This window comes from Lysinibacillus sp. NPDC097868, assembly GCF_044761135.1.
GTDB lineage: Bacteria > Bacillota > Bacilli > Bacillales_A > Planococcaceae > Lysinibacillus.
This window is the reverse complement of the sequence record NZ_JBIWBS010000001.1, coordinates 2271864-2287872: the sequence shown is the minus strand read 5'-3', so window position 1 is coordinate 2287872 and position 16009 is coordinate 2271864. Positions and strand designations below refer to the sequence as shown.

General features: G+C 37.6%; 18 protein-coding genes. 9 read left to right on the top strand and 9 right to left on the bottom strand.

The genetic code is table 11. From position 1 onward, the window contains the following. Positions 1 to 5 precede the first annotated feature (5 nt). The 4 genes from ACIQXJ_RS11330 to ACIQXJ_RS11315 form a co-directional block, all read right to left on the bottom strand. Positions 6 to 1274, bottom strand: a complete 1269-nt coding sequence (locus ACIQXJ_RS11330; protein WP_340825323.1) for a PTS ascorbate transporter subunit IIC — start codon at positions 1272 to 1274, stop codon at positions 6 to 8. 36 nt (positions 1275 to 1310) lie between these two features. Then, positions 1311 to 1574: a PTS sugar transporter subunit IIB gene (locus tag ACIQXJ_RS11325; RefSeq protein WP_403054896.1), complete on the bottom strand. Its 264-nt coding sequence runs from the start codon at positions 1572 to 1574 to the stop codon at positions 1311 to 1313. Beyond that, positions 1574 to 2029 (bottom strand): PTS sugar transporter subunit IIA, encoded by a 456-nt coding sequence (locus ACIQXJ_RS11320; RefSeq protein ID WP_403053430.1) that lies wholly within the window; start codon positions 2027 to 2029, stop codon positions 1574 to 1576. The genes ACIQXJ_RS11325 and ACIQXJ_RS11320 overlap by 1 nt, the downstream gene beginning before the upstream one ends. Before the next feature lie 222 nt (positions 2030 to 2251). Next, the gene (locus ACIQXJ_RS11315) at positions 2252 to 3148 is read right to left on the bottom strand and encodes a LysR family transcriptional regulator (protein ID WP_403053427.1); all 897 of its coding nucleotides are present in this window, start codon (positions 3146 to 3148) and stop codon (positions 2252 to 2254) included. Between the two features lie 137 nt (positions 3149 to 3285). On the opposite strand from ACIQXJ_RS11315, the gene ACIQXJ_RS11310 reads away from it, so the two are divergent. From ACIQXJ_RS11310 to ACIQXJ_RS11290, 5 genes are all read left to right on the top strand, one after another. Further along, positions 3286 to 4251: an ABC transporter ATP-binding protein gene (locus ACIQXJ_RS11310; protein WP_403053424.1), complete on the top strand. Its 966-nt coding sequence runs from the start codon at positions 3286 to 3288 to the stop codon at positions 4249 to 4251. After that, positions 4248 to 5279, top strand: a complete 1032-nt coding sequence (locus ACIQXJ_RS11305) for an extracellular solute-binding protein (protein WP_403053421.1) — start codon at positions 4248 to 4250, stop codon at positions 5277 to 5279. The genes ACIQXJ_RS11310 and ACIQXJ_RS11305 overlap by 4 nt, the downstream gene beginning before the upstream one ends. Before the next feature lie 192 nt (positions 5280 to 5471). After that, entirely contained in the window at positions 5472 to 7133 is a 1662-nt protein-coding gene (locus tag ACIQXJ_RS11300; RefSeq protein ID WP_403053418.1) for an ABC transporter permease, read from the top strand. Further along, the gene (locus ACIQXJ_RS11295) at positions 7126 to 8184 is read left to right on the top strand and encodes an MBL fold metallo-hydrolase (RefSeq protein WP_403053415.1); all 1059 of its coding nucleotides are present in this window, start codon (positions 7126 to 7128) and stop codon (positions 8182 to 8184) included. Before ACIQXJ_RS11300 ends, ACIQXJ_RS11295 begins: the two co-directional genes overlap by 8 nt. Positions 8185 to 8213: 29 nt before the next feature. After that, positions 8214 to 9023 (top strand): hypothetical protein, encoded by an 810-nt coding sequence (locus ACIQXJ_RS11290; RefSeq protein ID WP_403053412.1) that lies wholly within the window; start codon positions 8214 to 8216, stop codon positions 9021 to 9023. 104 nt (positions 9024 to 9127) lie between these two features. On the opposite strand, the gene ACIQXJ_RS11285 is transcribed toward ACIQXJ_RS11290, so the two are convergent. From ACIQXJ_RS11285 to ACIQXJ_RS11270, 4 genes are all read right to left on the bottom strand, one after another. Next, positions 9128 to 10396 carry a PTS ascorbate transporter subunit IIC gene (locus ACIQXJ_RS11285; RefSeq protein WP_403053409.1) on the bottom strand — a complete coding sequence of 423 codons (1269 nt, stop codon included), beginning with the start codon at positions 10394 to 10396 and terminating at the stop codon, positions 9128 to 9130. 59 nt (positions 10397 to 10455) lie between these two features. Then, positions 10456 to 10719 carry a PTS sugar transporter subunit IIB gene (locus tag ACIQXJ_RS11280; protein ID WP_403053406.1) on the bottom strand — a complete coding sequence of 88 codons (264 nt, stop codon included), beginning with the start codon at positions 10717 to 10719 and terminating at the stop codon, positions 10456 to 10458. Positions 10720 to 10721: 2 nt separating this feature from the next. Next, a complete protein-coding gene (locus ACIQXJ_RS11275; protein WP_173478407.1) occupies positions 10722 to 11174 on the bottom strand; it encodes a PTS sugar transporter subunit IIA in 453 nt (150 codons plus the stop codon). A gap of 157 nt (positions 11175 to 11331) precedes the next feature. Next, on the bottom strand, positions 11332 to 11508 hold the full coding sequence (locus tag ACIQXJ_RS11270) for a hypothetical protein (protein ID WP_403053403.1): 177 nt from the start codon (positions 11506 to 11508) through the stop codon (positions 11332 to 11334). Positions 11509 to 11667: 159 nt separating this feature from the next. On the opposite strand from ACIQXJ_RS11270, the gene ACIQXJ_RS11265 reads away from it, so the two are divergent. The 4 genes from ACIQXJ_RS11265 to ACIQXJ_RS11250 all read left to right on the top strand — a co-directional run bounded on the left by ACIQXJ_RS11265 (position 11668) and on the right by ACIQXJ_RS11250 (position 15525). Beyond that, complete coding sequence (locus tag ACIQXJ_RS11265) at positions 11668 to 12018, top strand: helix-turn-helix domain-containing protein (RefSeq protein ID WP_401008421.1); 351 nt, start codon at positions 11668 to 11670, stop codon at positions 12016 to 12018. Positions 12019 to 12782: 764 nt separating this feature from the next. Further along, positions 12783 to 14084 (top strand): M48 family metallopeptidase, encoded by a 1302-nt coding sequence (locus ACIQXJ_RS11260; RefSeq protein ID WP_403054894.1) that lies wholly within the window; start codon positions 12783 to 12785, stop codon positions 14082 to 14084. 114 nt (positions 14085 to 14198) lie between these two features. Beyond that, positions 14199 to 15014 carry a YitT family protein gene (locus ACIQXJ_RS11255; RefSeq protein WP_401008417.1) on the top strand — a complete coding sequence of 272 codons (816 nt, stop codon included), beginning with the start codon at positions 14199 to 14201 and terminating at the stop codon, positions 15012 to 15014. Between the two features lie 133 nt (positions 15015 to 15147). Beyond that, the gene (locus tag ACIQXJ_RS11250; RefSeq protein WP_403053399.1) at positions 15148 to 15525 is read left to right on the top strand and encodes an MmcQ/YjbR family DNA-binding protein; all 378 of its coding nucleotides are present in this window, start codon (positions 15148 to 15150) and stop codon (positions 15523 to 15525) included. Positions 15526 to 15656: 131 nt separating this feature from the next. On the opposite strand, the gene ACIQXJ_RS11245 is transcribed toward ACIQXJ_RS11250, so the two are convergent. Continuing rightward, a complete protein-coding gene (locus tag ACIQXJ_RS11245; protein WP_403053396.1) occupies positions 15657 to 16001 on the bottom strand; it encodes a GIY-YIG nuclease family protein in 345 nt (114 codons plus the stop codon). Between the last annotated feature and the right edge of the window lie 8 nt (positions 16002 to 16009).

Below are 16009 nucleotides of genomic sequence, written 5' to 3'. Positions count from 1 at the left end.
TACTATTACACTGCACCAAATAATTTTAAAATATTGATAATGACAATGCCTACAATGCCAAAGTCAGAATCACCAAATGTTGTTCCTTCATAGCCGATGTCACCCATGAAAATAAGTAGGATAGCAGGGATGAAGCTGATGATTAAACCATTGGCAAAGGCACCTGCCATCGAGCCGATTCGACCACCTGTTGCATTTCCGAAAACGCCTGCGGCTGCACCAGTGAAGAAGTGAGGCACAAGGCCTGGTATAATGACTTTTAGCCCAATTAGAGGTAGTGCAAACATAGATAATAAACCTGCTAAGAAACTGAAGAGAAAGCCGATGATAACTGCATTAGGTGCAAATGGGAAAATCGTCGGGCAATCTAATGCAGGCTTAGCATTTGGCACGAGTTTATCGGCAATTCCTTTAAATGCCGGAATAATTTCAGCAATTAGCATGCGCACGCCTGCAAGGATAATATAAACTCCAGCAGCAAAGGTAATCGCTTGAATAATTGCAAAAACGATGAAATTTGATCCACCGGATAATTGTGCTTCAATATAAGAGCGACCTGCGAATAATGCCACTACAATAAAAAATATGCTCATTGTTAAGGAAATGGCTACTGATGTATCTCTTAAAAATCCTAGTGATTTGGGTACTTGTATCGCTTCTGTTGTTTTAGCTTTGTTGCCAAATAGCTGCCCAATTTTAGCAGATACATAGTAGCCGATACTTCCAAAATGTCCAACTGCAAAATCATCACTACCTGTGATTTGGCGTACTGTAGGTTGTAAAATGGCAGGGAAAATAACCATACAAATACCTAATAATATTGATCCGGTAATAATAAGAGGTATGCCACTCATACCACCAACCGAGAGCGAAGCCGCGATTAAACACGCCATAAATAATGTATGATGACCAGTTAAAAAAATATATTTTAAAGGCGTAAATCGCGCTAGCAATAAGTTCATGATCATACCGAACACCATAATCATGGCAGTGGATGTTCCAAAAGTCGTTTGCGCCGCAGCTACAATAGCTTCATTGTTTGGGATAACCCCTTGAACCTGAAAGGCATGATCAAACATTTTACTAAAGTGAGTTAAAGAACCAATTAAAACGGCTGCACCTGCACCTAAGATGACAAAGCCCATAATTGTTTTTAAAGTACCTGAAAGAACAGTTGAAGCGGACTTTTTTTGGATTAGTAAGCCGACAAGAGCAAATAGGCCGACTAGTATTGCTGGTGTACCTAAAATGTCATTCATCATAACATCTAACATACCAACACCTCATCCTATCCAATTTTAAAAACGTAATTAAAGCAACAGTTCAAGCTTTGATTTTATTTCTGGAATACTCATCATATTGACGATACGAACGATTTTTCTCACACCATTATCTAATTGATCTACAATATCTCCTGCTCCGATATAAATATCTGCCTTCTCTGACGTTGAAGATGTTAAATCTGTATGAGTTACCTCTGCTTCTTTTCCGAGTTCAAGTAGTGCTTTTTTTACATTCAGTTCCATAATGAAGCTACTGCCTAAGCCGTTTCCGCAAACGACTAAAATTTTCATCATAATTGCTCCTTTGTAGCATATTTTTTTATTTTCTCAATAATGCATTCTGGACGCTGGCATCCAATAATATTGTCGATTTGACTAGGTTCTTGTAACACTTGTGTTAAATCAACAAGAGCTTGTAAATGCGTTGTATGATCAGTAGCTGCTAGAACGATAATTAGTGATACAGGCTTATCTGCTCCAAATAGTACAGGGCTTTGTAAATTTAATAAGCTCATCGATAATTCATTTACTCCATCAGATGGACGAGCATGTGGTATTGCAACTTTAGGTGTAAGCACGACATATGGGCCGTGTTGTTCGATGGATTGTATCATTGCTTGGATATAGCGCTTTTCTATTTTGTTTTGCCGTAATAATGGCGATGAAGCGACGTGTATAGCATCTTGCCAGTTAGCTACTTTGTTAACAATTTGAATCGTATCTATATTGAGTAACTCGGTAAGCAAGTTGTTATCCCTCCTTTCATTAGGAATCAACATGTCTTCTATCCATGTTATTAATACATGCTATGAAATTATGTCAGATTGCCGAATATTTTTAACGAATTTGTTGAAAAGGGAGGGAGTTTGTAATAAGCGTTTCTGAAGCTATTTTGTGCATACAGGGGAGGAAGAGCTCACAGATGTTTAGTATCTGTGAGTCAAGTTGATTGATTAAAATGAAGGGTATTATGACTGGATTTTACGTGCTAAATCGTAAATGGCTTTTTTGACAAATGCATCAATCTTATTGTCTAGTCTGGACTGAGGGTATATAAGCTGAATTTTCCGTTTGAGTGCTATATCATGTAAATCTTTCTTCACTAATATGCCTGATTGTAATTCTTCTTCAATAAGGGAAACAGACAGAAATGCAATTGTTTTACCAAAGGTTAGCATTTTTTTAATCGTACTTACAGAATCGAGTTCAATTGTATTAAAAGACGGTTGAAATGGGTTTAGCCATTTTTCAATAAAATGGTTGGTTGAACTAGATGAAGTGTGTAATAATACTTTGTTTTTAAGGACATCTGATTGTGAGATGTCCTTTTTTGCTGCAAGTTCGTGACTAGGGCTTAAAGCCAAAACGAGCGAATCTTCGCCAATCGTTTCATAGGAAAGTGTTGGGTTTTGTTGCTTCGTTTCCATTATTAAACCACAGTCAAGCTCCTGCAAGGCTACCATTTTTTCAATTTCAGGTGCTGTTTTTACTTCTAAGGAAATTCGGATGTCTGGATAAGCTGTGGAAATTTGGTTAATAATTTCAGGCATAAAAATATGGGCAGGTAGTGCACTTGCACCTAAACGAATGGAACCAACGTTACCTGCTAATAGATTTTCAATGAAGCGATCCATGTCGTTTTGTAATTGTACTATTTGGCGTGCGTAGTGAAAAAGCCCTTCTCCCGCCTCAGTTAAACGATAGCCACCTGCATTTGTCCGAAACAAGCGTACACCGTATTCTTCTTCAATAGAGCGAATATGAAAGGAGACAGTGGGAGGTGTTATACCTAGCTCTTTAGCGACGGGAGCTAATTTTTTAAAATCGACGAGTAAGCAAAACGCCTGTAATTTAAGATAATTCATTTTAGCCTCCTAAAGTAAATTCGATAAACTATTACATTTACTTTAGTTTATTAGATTTTTTTTAACGACATATTAATAGTAGGTTAATATTTTCTAAATATCTGGAAACTATAGTAGAGATAGACGAGGAGGCTACAATGAAAATCTCAATTACAAATTTAGAGAAAAAATATGGACATGCGCAAGCGCTATGGCCCATTAATGTGGAATTAAACAGTAAGTTCATTACAATATTAGGACAATCGGGCTGTGGGAAAACGACATTACTGAAAATACTGGCTGGTCTTGAGAAACCAACAAATGGTGAAATTGCATTCGATGACAAAATCATGTATTCTTCTAAACTTCGCAAAAATGTTAAACCAAATAAACGCAATATCGCCATGGTTTTTCAAGATTTCGCACTGTGGCCACATATGACCATTTTCCAGAACATCGCATTTGGTTTAAAAGGAATTGTACCAAAGGCGGAAATACCAGAACGGGTAGCGTATGTTATGCGTTTGGTGAATATGGAGGGATATGAAAATCGCAAGCCCGGACAATTGTCGGGTGGTCAACAACAGCGGGTAGCACTTGCGCGGGCACTGGCGACGAATCCAAAGTTAATTTTATTTGATGAACCATTATCAGCATTAGACGCAGTGCTTAGAGAAAAAATGCAGGATGAAATTATGCATATTATCCATGAACTAGATTGCCAAGCTATTTTTGTAACACATGATCAAACGGAAGCAATGACTATGTCAGATCAAATTATTGTGATGGAGTCAGGTAGAATTGCACAGGTTGGGTCACCAGAGGAGATTTATCATGCACCAGCAACACCTTATGTAGCGGATTTTATAGGCAAGGTCAATTGGTTTGATAAAGGTAATTGTATTGTACGTCCAGAGGGTGTATCGAGAAAACAATATCCTGGAACTATTGCGAAACAAGCGATGATTGTGAAAAGTACATTTATTGGAGATCGATATTTAGTACAGGCACAAGTAGAAGGAAAGCCATGGAGCTTTTATGAAACCGTGCCACTGGAACAAGGCAAGCAACTTGAAGTTTTTATAGATACAAAACAAATATATCAATTGGAGGGTTTAACGTGAAAAAACGTTTCAAATTACTAGCAACTGCCGGGGTTCTTGTAGCATTAACATTAGCGGGGTGCGGCAATAATAAATCAGCTGACAGTGTCAATAATGATGCAGCAAGCGCAAAGCCGAAAGAAGTGCAAACATTAACGGTTTATTCAGCTGGTCCAGATGGGTTGGCTGCCAATATACAACAAGCTTTTGAAGAGAAAACGGGCATAAAAGTAGAAATGTTTCAAGGGACAACAGGCAAAATATTATCTCGTTTAGAAGCGGAGAAAAATAATCCTGTAGCAGATATCGTTGTATTAGCTTCCGTGGCATCAATGGACGGACTAAAGGAGTCAAATCAGCTACTTAGCTATAAAGAAGCCGAAAATGCTACGAAAATGAATAGCGATTGGTCAGATGCAGATGGCTATTACTATGGCTATAGCGCCTCAGCATTAGGCATTGCCTATAATACGAAAAATACAAAAGACATTCCAACTGAATGGACAGATTTAGCTAAACCAGAGTGGCAAGGAAAAATGAATATTCCTGATCCTAGTTTGTCAGGATCTGCTGTCGATTTTATTTATGGCTATACTGAAGCTGAAAAAACTGCTTGGGATACAATCCAATTATGGAAAAACAATGGACTACAAGTGAATGGTGCAAATAAGGAAGCATTAGATGCAGTTATTACAGGTGATAAAAATGCAACAATCTCAGGCGTAGACTATATGGCTTATAAAGCTAAAGCGGGTGGGGAGCCAGTAGAAATTGTTTATCCGAAGAGTGGAACTGTTGTAAGCCCTCGAGCAGTAGGTATTATGAAAGATGCTAAAAATGTTGAAAGTGCAAAAGAATACGTCAATTTCTTACTTTCAGATGAAGGACAAAAGCTAGTTACAGATGCATATTTACTGCCAGGTAATAACGAAATAGCTGTAAAAGATCGAGCTGCATTAGATGAAATTCCACAGTTACATGTGAACTGGAAAGGTTCAGAGTCAAAGCAGCTTGATATATTAACGAAGTTTAATGATATTTTCCGTTAAGAGGTTAGCAACGGTATCAAAAAGCATCTTTCCTTTTAGATGATGCGATAAACGTATGGAAAAAAATTCGCTTTTAGTCAGTAATCAGTCTTTAAGAAACAGCACTGACTATTGCGGATTTTTTTCAAAATAATAATTATGTTCTATTTGGACTATCTATACTATGTTTTCTAAGAAAGGAATGATGCAACGATGATCATGGAAGGTAAACGCACTTTTGGCCTCTTATTGACGATTGTCGCAACGTTTGCTATCGCGCCATTAATAGCCATTGTTTATTATACATTTGTCCATGATGGTCATTTTGACGTTTCACAAATTAGTAGAATGTTTGACAATGATCGTTTGTGGCGTACATTAGGTAATTCTTTATTACTAGGGGCTTTCGTTATTTTAGGGACTACGATACTGGCATTGCCTATGGCATTAATTCGGACAAAAACAAGCTTACATAAATATGATTGGTTGGATATTATCTTAACGATTCCTTTTATGACACCTCCTTATATCGGTTCTATGGGATGGATATTGTTTATGCAAAATAATGGTTTTTTACAGCAGTTAGTACCGGGGACCGCTTGGTTATCGAATGCCTTTTTTTCTTTATTTGGCATGGTCATGGTGATGAGCCTACACCTGTTTCCTTTTTTATATTTAATGCTGAAAAATACGTTGCTTAGAATAAATGGTTCATTTTTAGATGCTGCACTAATTTTTGGTCGCAGTTCTTTTAGAAATTGGCTGCAGGTTATATTGCCTTTACTCGTTTCAAGCTATGTTCTAGGAGTATTGCTGATTTTCATTAAAACGCTGGCGGAATTTGGGACGCCTGCAACGTTTGGAAGTCGCATCGGATTTCAAGTTTTTACGACAGAAATTCACTCTTATCTTTCAAGATGGCCAGTAGATATTCGTATGGCAACATCGCTCTCATTATTTTTACTTTCAGTGTGTCTCGTTGTTTGGTATTTTCAAAATCTTATCGGACGAAAGTTTACATATAGCGTGCTTTCAGGAAAAACACCCGCTATTCGTGAAATAAAAGATAAATGGTTTATCAAGCTTGGGGCATGGTTTTATATAGGGATTGTGTTATTGTTTGCAATCGGCATTCCATACTTTTCGATTATCGTGACTTCGTTACAAAAGGTTCGAGGAGATGGTTTAAGTGCCGGCAATTTCAGTTTTGCGTCTTATCAGGCTGTGTTTACTAGCGGAAGCGCGGGATTATCAGCATTTTTAAATAGTGTTGTTTTTTCAATTTTAACTGCCGTTATTACAGCGATAATTGGTTTTTTTATTGCACTCTACATTAAAAAGGGTGAAACGAAAAAGCAACAAATGTTAGACTTCTTTAGCCTAATGCCAAATATTATTCCTGGAATTGTTTTTGTCGTCGGTTTAATTATGTTTTGGAATGCACCTTGGCTCCCAGCGACAATTTACAATACAAAGACAATGGTAGTTGTGACGTATTGTGTGCTTTTCCTACCATACTCTGTGCAATATACAAAATCTACATTTTCACAGTTAGATCAATCTATTTTCCAATCAGCAGCTATTTTTGGACGGAAGAGTTGGGACATGTATCGATATATTTTCATCCCACTGTTAATGCAGGGAATACTCGCTGGCATGATGATGACATTTATTATTTCAATGCGTGAGTTAGTCGCAGGCCTCCTTATTTTGCCACCATCAGTTGAGACAGGCGCAACGTTTATCTACAGCCAATTTGAACAAGGCAATGTTGGGCTAGGAATGGCTGTTGCTGTTATTACAGTCGCTATGACCGTAGTTTTTATGTTCCTATTAGATTGGCTTCAAAAACGGGGAGGGCGCGTAGGTGCTTAATATAGAAATTTTAGGAGGAGTTGGGGAGTATGGCCGTAACTGCTTTTATCTCGAAAAGGATGGGCGTGCCATTTTACTAGATTGTGGTGTTATGAACAATAGTGAAAAGACTAAGCCAAATTTAACACCCGCCCATGTGGCAAAACTAGATGCAGTGTTTATTTCTCATTCCCATATTGATCATGTGGGTGCACTTCCTTTACTTGGACAGTGGGGCTACGATGGTCAACTCATTATGAGTGAAATAACAGCGAAACAATTAAAGCAATCTTTTAAAAACATTCAAACGTTTGAGCCAAAGTCGATTGGCAGTTGGATAAATATTAACGATAATCTTTCATTTCAATGGGGCTATAGTGGGCATTTAATAGGGAGCGTTTGGTACAGCATTCGATTTTTAGAGGAGGTGATATTTTTTTCAGGAGATTATGTAATGGAGTCCTATCAATTAAAGACTAATCTTCCGAGGATGGGAAAATATGATTATAACGTTGCGTTCATAGATAGCGGCCATTTTGAGAAGCACATTAACAACAAAGAAATATTACAGCAATTAGCGGATTATATCGATGCGAACGATAGTAGACCAATTATTTTTCCTTCCTCCTTTTCGGGCAAAACTGCTGATATTGCGTTTTACCTTTTTGAGCATACTACAAGAAAGGTGTCTATCGATAATGATTTTTTTCCTTTCTTTGAAGAGTATTACGATGCGCCCGAAAATGTTGTATCTACTAAGCTATTGCCGTCATTCAAAAGTGAATGCTTACAAGAGATGACAATAGGAGGTAACGCTATTTATTTTGTTCCAGAGCGAGATGAAGTAACAATTACGCGGCTACTAATGGATTTACCATCAGCAATTGTAATCTTTACAGGGTACTTTAATAAAGGCACTTACACGCAACAATTAGCACCAAATCAAATAAAACATTTTTTTTACAAAACACATCCCGATTATCAGGATACCATCGTGCTGTCAAAGCACATAAATGCTCATAAAACCATTTATTTTCACAGTCAGTTAACGAATATAGAAACGACACTTTAAAAAATAATCGGAAATGAGGACGAAATTATATGAGAAATTATTTTAAAGGGATTGCAATGAAATTAGGCGTAATGGGATTGGTATTATGTACAATTGGCATGTTGAATACTATACCGGCAAAAGCGGCAATTGAGCCTGGGCATGAGATTAAATATAATTTGAAATCAGAGCTGTTCAATGAGTCGGACATTTTGAAAATTTTCACAGCTACTAAAAAAGATGAAGTGAAAATTTATTACTTCGATACACAAAGTAAAGATTTTTTAAGTGCAGACTATAACAATCGTTTGCGTGTTTATAAAGATAGCAATAAAATCGACATTACGTATAAAAAGAGATTTCTCAATACACCACTTGAAGAAGCGCTTGCAATAACTGAAAGCCACGGCTTTACAGGTGACGAATCCAACTATAAATTTGAAATGGATATTAAGGGCGGTAATCGTACATTTACAATTAGTCGAAAAGAGTCATTGAAGGGAACTGCTAAAGTTAACTACGATGCTGTGGATACAAGTGCTGCAAAAAAATTAATTTTAGATAATGTGCCAAAGAAAATTTTAAATTGGGACTCTGCAACTTGGTTTAATAACACATTATCACAGGCAGTCGTCTATGGACCTGCCAATGCAACAACATATAAAGGAAGCTATGCAGGATATGAGGCAGATATTGAAGTTTGGCATTATCAAGGTGAAATCATGACAGAGCTATCGACAAAAGAAAGCAATGCTGCAAAAGCTGCAACGATTGAAGTAGTATGGCGTGAACATCTAGAAGGAGCTGGCTATCTAAGTGCGGATCAGCGTGGGAAAACGGCGTTTGTTATGGAGAAGTAATATTGGACTAACTATAAGGTGAATGGCTTGCAAGAAAGTAAAGCCCTTCAATTGTTAGAAGCTATCTAATAATTGAAGGGCTTTTGTGAAAATGAGGTATATATTTATACCGCACCCACTAATTTTAAAATATTTATAATAATAATCCCGACGATGCCAAAGTCAGAATCACCAAAAGTGGTGCCTTCAAAGCCGATGTCTCCCATAAAGATGAGTAGTATCGCAGGAATGAAGCTAATGATTAAGCCATTGGCAAAGGCTCCTGCCATTGAGCCGATTCGACCACCTGTTGCATTTCCGAAAACACCTGCGGCTGCTCCAGTGAAGAAGTGGGGCACAAGGCCAGGTATAATGACTTTTAGCCCGATTAGTGGGAGTACGAACATAGACAAAATACCAGCTAGGAAACTAAAGAGGAAGCCGATGATAACGGCATTCGGTGCAAATGGAAATATTGTCGGGCAATCTAATGCAGGCTTAGCATTTGGTACGAGCTTATCGGCAATCCCTTTAAATGCAGGGACAATTTCGGCTATCAGCATGCGTACCCCTGCTAGGATGATATAAACCCCAGCAGCAAAGGTAATCGCTTGAATAATTGCGAAAACGATGAAATTTGAGCCATCGGATAATTGTCCTTCTATATAAGAACGACCTGCAAATAAGGCAACAATAATGAAAAATAGGCACATTGTTAAGGAAATGGCAACGGATGTATCTCGTAAAAATCCTAATGATTTTGGTACTAGAATTGCTTCAGTTGATTTAGTTTTGTTGCCAAATAGTTGACCTATTTTAGCAGATACATAGTAGCCAATGCTTCCAAAATGACCGACTGCGAAATCATTATTACCAGTAATTTGTCGCACTGTAGGCTGTAAAATGGCAGGGAAGCCAACCATACAAATACCTAATAATATGGATCCGACAATAATTAGAGGTACACCACTCATACCGCCTATCGAGAGGGAAGTTGCGATTAAACACGCCATAAATAATGTATGATGGCCAGTTAAAAAAATATATTTAAAAGGGGTAAATCGCGCTAGCAATATATTCATTACCATACCAAATACCATAATCATGGCGGTGGACGTTCCAAAAGTCGTTTGCGCTGCCGCTACAATCGCTTCATTATTGGGGATAACTCCTTGAACTTGAAAGGCATGATCAAACATTTTGCTAAAATGATTTAAAGATCCAATTAAAACGGTTGCACCAGCGCCCAAGATGACAAAGCCCATTATGGTTTTTAATGTACCTGAAAGGACAGTAGAAGCCGATTTTTTTTGTATTAGTAAGCCGATAAGCGCAAATAGGCCAACTAATATTGCTGGTGTACCTAAAATGTCATTCATAATAATATCTAACATACAAACACCTCAATCCAATCCAATTTTAAAAAGCATTACAGATGCCATTGAGTAAAGCTTTAGAGTAGTGGATCAAGCTTAGATTTAATTTCTGAAACATTCATCATATTAACGATACGTACAATATTACGAGTACCGTTATCCAATTGATCGATAATATCTCCTGCACCGATATAAATATCGGCTTTCTCTGCCATTGCAGATGCTAAATCTGTATGCGCCACCTCAACATCTTTTCCGAGTTCAAGCAGTGCCTTTTTAACATTTAGCTCCATAATAAAGCTACTGCCTAAGCCATTTCCGCAAACAACTAAAATCTTCATCATCATCGCTCCTTTGCAGCATATTGTTTTATTTTTTCAATAATACATTCTGGACACTTGCATTCGATAATATTGTCGATTTGACTTGGTTCTTGTAACACTTGTGTTAAATCAACTAATGCCTGTAAATGAGTTGTATTGTCTGTAGCTGCTAACACAATAATTAAGTACACGGGTTTATCGGGTCCAAATTGTACAGGTTTTTGCAATTTTAATAAGCTCATTGATAATTCATTTACTCCATCAGATGGTCGCGCATGTGGAATGGCTACTTTAGGTGTAAGCACTACATATGGACCATGTTGTTCGATGGATTCTATCATTGCTTGGATATAGCGTTTTTCTATTTTATTTTGCTGTAATAGGGGCAATGAAGCGACGTGAATAGCGTCCTGCCAGTTAGCTACTTCGTTAGCAATTTGGATCGCATTCAAATTAAGTAACTCGGTAAGCAAGTTGGTCATCCCTCCCTTCGCTATTAATCAACATGTTTTCAATACATATTATTAATGCATGATTTTGAATGCTGTAAGATTGCTGAATATTTTGGTTCTCTTTGTAATGTGGTGGTATAGCAGCATAACTTATGAAAAATTATAAAACTAGTAAGCGTTATAGTTTTTCAGATTGCTGTAACTGCCCTTTTTTAATCAAGCAATTTTTCGTAAAAACCATCCCTCGCAAAATATCGAGAACCTTTTCTTGGTACTCCAATGGAAGTTCATTGGCTGTATCAATAATTTCGTTCAAAGTTTTTTCAGATGAAACGGCTTTGTTTTGTTTTGACAAGACAATCATCTCCTTGTAGCATGCTTTATGAATGAATTTTATCACGCGTATTTTGCGTTGTCAATGAATTAAGTGTTGTATTATATGCGTTGTCAATGATTAAATGCTTTGATAATGAATTTTATTTCGGTTATAATACAATACAGAGGTGATATTTTAATGGACTCTTTAGGTGAAAGATTAATATACGCTCGTAAAAACAAAGGGTATACGCAAGATGCACTTGCTGAAACAATAGGCGTTTCAAGGGGTGTAATTTTTAATCTCGAAAAAAATAAAACTGAACCACAGATGATTGTGATTAATGCTATCAGTCAATGTTTAAAAATTAATAAGAATTGGCTTTTGACAGGTGAAGGTGAAATGAGCGATACAGATGAGGCTGTTCAAAGTGCTAAAGTACTTTCGGACATTTATAGTATTGCAAAAGAATTATCTGAGGAAGAACAATTATATATCCTTGAAGTGGTTAAAACATACAAAAAACACACAGAGCAGAGGAACAAGTAAGCAAACAAATCATTATATGAAATGGATCATGGGCTTTCCTTAGGAGCCCTTTTTTTGGGTTTATCCGCTGGACAGAGGGAAATATCTGTGGAATAAGAAGGTTTACCCGCGAAGCAAAGAGAGAATTCCGCGAAGCAGGGAGAGAATTCCGCGAAGCAGGGAGAGAATTCCGCGAAGCAGGGAGAGGATTCCGCGGAGCAGGGAGAGGATTCCGCGAAGCAAAGAGAGAATTCCGCGGAGCAAGGAGAGAATTCCGCGGAGCAAAGAGAGGATTCCGCGAAGCAGGGAGAGAATTCCGCGGAGCAAGGAGAGAATTCCGCGAAGCAGGGAGAGAATTCCGCGGAGCAGGGAGAGGATTCCGCGGAGCAAGGAGAGAATTCCGCGAAGCAGGGAGAGGATTCCGCGGAGCAAAGAGAGGATTCCGCGAAGCAAAGAGAGAATTCCGCGAAGCAGGGAGAGAATTCCGCGAAGCAGGGAGAGGATTCCGCGAAGCGGGGAGAGAATTCCGCGGAGCAGGGAGAATTACCCGTGAAACCAATAGATACCCGCTTTATTAAATATTTTTAGATTAGTCACTATATAGAAAGTATCAACTATTATGGTGCAGTAACAAATTGGAACATGCATCATTTGGAATGACTATGGAGAATAATGGACAATTTCTTATTAGGTAAAATAAAAACATATAAAGTTTGTTCTAACTTTTTCAAATTAGCTTACACTTACTATAGGACGAACTTTGTGTGGAGTAAGGGGGAAATAACATAGCGAAAAAGATGGGAATTGTTGCGCTACTATTATTTGGTGCTTATGTTCTTTGCATGTACTGGTATATATTTCATAGTGGCGGTGGCACAATACCGCGGGCGTTTCAAGGAACCGCTGCGGACCCAGTCATGTTTATGTCTGAAAAAGAATTAAACTTAAGTGGTGAATATTCAAAAATACGAAATTTCCTATTCTTTGTAGTAACACCGTTTGAATGGCTGGCTTATATGGTCATTTTGTTAATGGGTGTATCTCGTTATTTTGAAAAAGTTGCGACTTCCCAAACAAAATGGAAACTGCTACAAAATGCTGCCTATTTATTTTTATTATCATTTTTGCTTTATGTAGTGCTTTTCCCAATTGAATACTATCGCTACCATTTAAGTAAAAGCTATGGAATAAGTACACAGGCATTTACCTCATGGATGCGAGATGGGGTTATTGATTTTTGGATCAACTTTGGAATGACCTTTATTGTCGTATCAGTTATATATTGGTTGATTAAAAAGAGCGCGAAGAGATGGTGGCTATATGCATGGCTATTAACGATTCCCTTTACGATTTTTGTCATGTTTCTTCAGCCCGTTGTCATTGATCCGTTATACAATGATTTTTATCCGTTAAAAAACAAAGAGCTAGAAACGAAAATTTTAGCAATAGCTGATCAAGCTAATATTCCGGCAGAGCATGTCTATGAAGTTAATATGGCACAAAAGACAAATGCCCTAAATGCCTATGTAACTGGTATCGGTAGTAATTCAAGAATTGTACTATGGGATACGACATTAAATCGCTTAACTGATAATGAAATTTTATTTATCATGGCACATGAGATGGGACATTATGTTGAGAAGCATATTTATTTTGGCATTGCGGGTTATTTATTATTGACCTTAATAGGGCTTTGGATAACAGCGAAAAGTATGATGTGGGCGATTGCTCGGTACGGACATGCATTGAAAATTACGAAAATGAGTGACATCAATTCTTTGCCACTATTTTTACTCATTACATCTTTATTATTATTTGCTTCGAGTCCTTTGTCTAACTATGTATCACGATATCAGGAAACGAGAGCGGATAATTATGCCATATCATTGATGGGCGATCGTACGGCAGCGGTAACGGCATTCCAAAAGCTTACGATATCAGGGTTAAGTGAAGTCAATCCACCGCTTCTTGTTAAATGGTTCCGCTATACACATCCGACAATGCTTGATCGAATTATGAAAGTGGCAGAAATGGAAGAACCGAAAAATGAAAAGCCGCTAAAGGAAGAGCAGAAAAAAAGTAAATAGACATGCTTGAAAGCCACAATAATACACGAAGGTCTAGGTTTTTCGGGCGAATAAGTTGGGTATTCTAAAGAGAAGATTATCAAAATTGTTCGTTGTAGAATGGTAGGGGAATTCATGCGCAATATTATTATTATCACGCTTGCTTCAATATTAATGGCCTTTGCATATAATTTTTTATTAATACCGCATGAGATTTTGAGCGGTGGATTAAGCGGGATTGCCATAATGCTTGGTATTGTTACACCTCTGAATACAGGTGTATTGAATCTTTTATTAAATTTACCGTTGCTAATTTTAGGTGTAATGAAGCTAGGGAAACGCTTTATTGCGTATACAATACTGTCAGTTACGGTAATGTCCCTATCATTATTAATCATTCCGATTTATAAGGCAACAGAGGAACCGATATTGGCATCATTATTTGGTGGGGTAATTGTTGGCTTGAGTGTAGGTCTAATTTTCCGTGCATCTGGTTCCTCAGGTGGCTTTGATATTATTGCTATGCTTTTAAGTCGCAAAAGAGATTTTCCCCTTGGTGCACTTATTTCAGCAATGAATGGGATAGTAGTGGCGATTTCAGGTTTTGTTTTTAGTTGGGATGCAGCATTGCTGACGCTCGTTTCAATTTACGCCACAGGGAAGGTTGTCGATACAATCCATACGAGTAATATTAAGCTAACGCTTATGATTATTACGAGCAATGGTGAGGATGTGAAACAACAACTTTTAACTAGACTGCATCGGGGCATTACAATGATGGATGCTAAAGGCGGATATTCAGGTGAGGGACGAAAAGTGCTAATTACCGTTATTACACGCTACCAGCTGGCGGAAGTGAAAAGTTTAATAAAAGAAGTAGATGCGAAAGCATTTGTAAATATTTTGCAAACGACCGAAGTAATCGGGGTGTTTGATCGTGGTTCTAAATAATATAAACATGTATTGTTGATTACCTTAAATGTAGTTACTATTGAAAAAAATGTATGTTAAAAGCACGCGTTATTGATTATAATGATAATCGAACGTGTGTTTTTATTTTCTAGGATAGGAGGATGGGGTAACGATGCAAAAAGATACGATACATGCATTTTGTTTAAAACTACGCGGCACGACTCATGATTACAAAGAAGAATGGCAGGCAGACCGCTATCATGTCGGGGGAAAAATGTTTGCAATGATGGGCGGAGATGCTACAAGAAAGCCTATTATCACTTTAAAATGTGAACCTAGTCGATCAGAAGAATTAAGAGAAACCTACGAAGGAATCATTCCAGGGTACTATATGAACAAAACTCATTGGAATTCGATTTATATGGATGCGAATATTCCAGAAGATTTACTTGAAAATTTAATCCGGCACTCCTATGACCTCGTGTTCGCAAAGTTAACAAAAAAAGAAAAATTAAGTGCCAGTCACTCAAACAATTCTGAACTTTTCTAGTAGGTTGCGGGAACGCACGTAATGTAAGACGCAACAGACCACGAGATAGCGAGAGTTGCGGCTTACGTCGTGCCCTAAGTGCCAGTCACCGAAACAATTCTGAATTCCGAAGTGCCCGTCACTTAAACAATTTAAGAATTATAGCCTAGCTCGCCATAGGGCTGAAGCTTTTCAAGCCACTTTTCTTCAAGCTTTTCGAGTTCCTTTTTTGCATCAAAATAGCCTTCTTCTTTTTCCTTCAAATACTCCACTACCTCAAGCTGAAAAGCATCTTTGCCAAATGTATTGTAGTCCGACTGTAAAGCTTTATTCGTATAAGTATTTGTTTTTAACATAAACTGAAATCCGTTTAACCGTTTCAAGTTATTAAAGCTTCCAACAAACACTTTACCATTTTGTTTGTTTGTCATTGTAAAAACTCCTGCTTCAATTTTCATTTCTTTATAAAGTTCTTTTAATTCTTTTTTGTGGTCCATTGTTAACC

Coding starts and splice junctions, on each gene's coding strand:
- ACIQXJ_RS11330 (WP_340825323.1), bottom strand. CDS start 1,274: ATGTTAGATGTTATGATGAATGACATTTTAGGTACACCAGCAATACTA.
- ACIQXJ_RS11325 (WP_403054896.1), bottom strand. CDS start 1,574: ATGAAAATTTTAGTCGTTTGCGGAAACGGCTTAGGCAGTAGCTTCATT.
- ACIQXJ_RS11315 (WP_403053427.1), bottom strand. CDS start 3,148: ATGAATTATCTTAAATTACAGGCGTTTTGCTTACTCGTCGATTTTAAA.
- ACIQXJ_RS11310 (WP_403053424.1), top strand. CDS start 3,286: ATGAAAATCTCAATTACAAATTTAGAGAAAAAATATGGACATGCGCAA.
- ACIQXJ_RS11300 (WP_403053418.1), top strand. CDS start 5,472: ATGATCATGGAAGGTAAACGCACTTTTGGCCTCTTATTGACGATTGTC.
- ACIQXJ_RS11290 (WP_403053412.1), top strand. CDS start 8,214: ATGAGAAATTATTTTAAAGGGATTGCAATGAAATTAGGCGTAATGGGA.
- ACIQXJ_RS11285 (WP_403053409.1), bottom strand. CDS start 10,396: ATGTTAGATATTATTATGAATGACATTTTAGGTACACCAGCAATATTA.
- ACIQXJ_RS11280 (WP_403053406.1), bottom strand. CDS start 10,719: ATGAAGATTTTAGTTGTTTGCGGAAATGGCTTAGGCAGTAGCTTTATT.
- ACIQXJ_RS11265 (WP_401008421.1), top strand. CDS start 11,668: ATGGACTCTTTAGGTGAAAGATTAATATACGCTCGTAAAAACAAAGGG.
- ACIQXJ_RS11255 (WP_401008417.1), top strand. CDS start 14,199: ATGCGCAATATTATTATTATCACGCTTGCTTCAATATTAATGGCCTTT.
- ACIQXJ_RS11250 (WP_403053399.1), top strand. CDS start 15,148: ATGCAAAAAGATACGATACATGCATTTTGTTTAAAACTACGCGGCACG.
- ACIQXJ_RS11245 (WP_403053396.1), bottom strand. CDS start 16,001: ATGGACCACAAAAAAGAATTAAAAGAACTTTATAAAGAAATGAAAATT.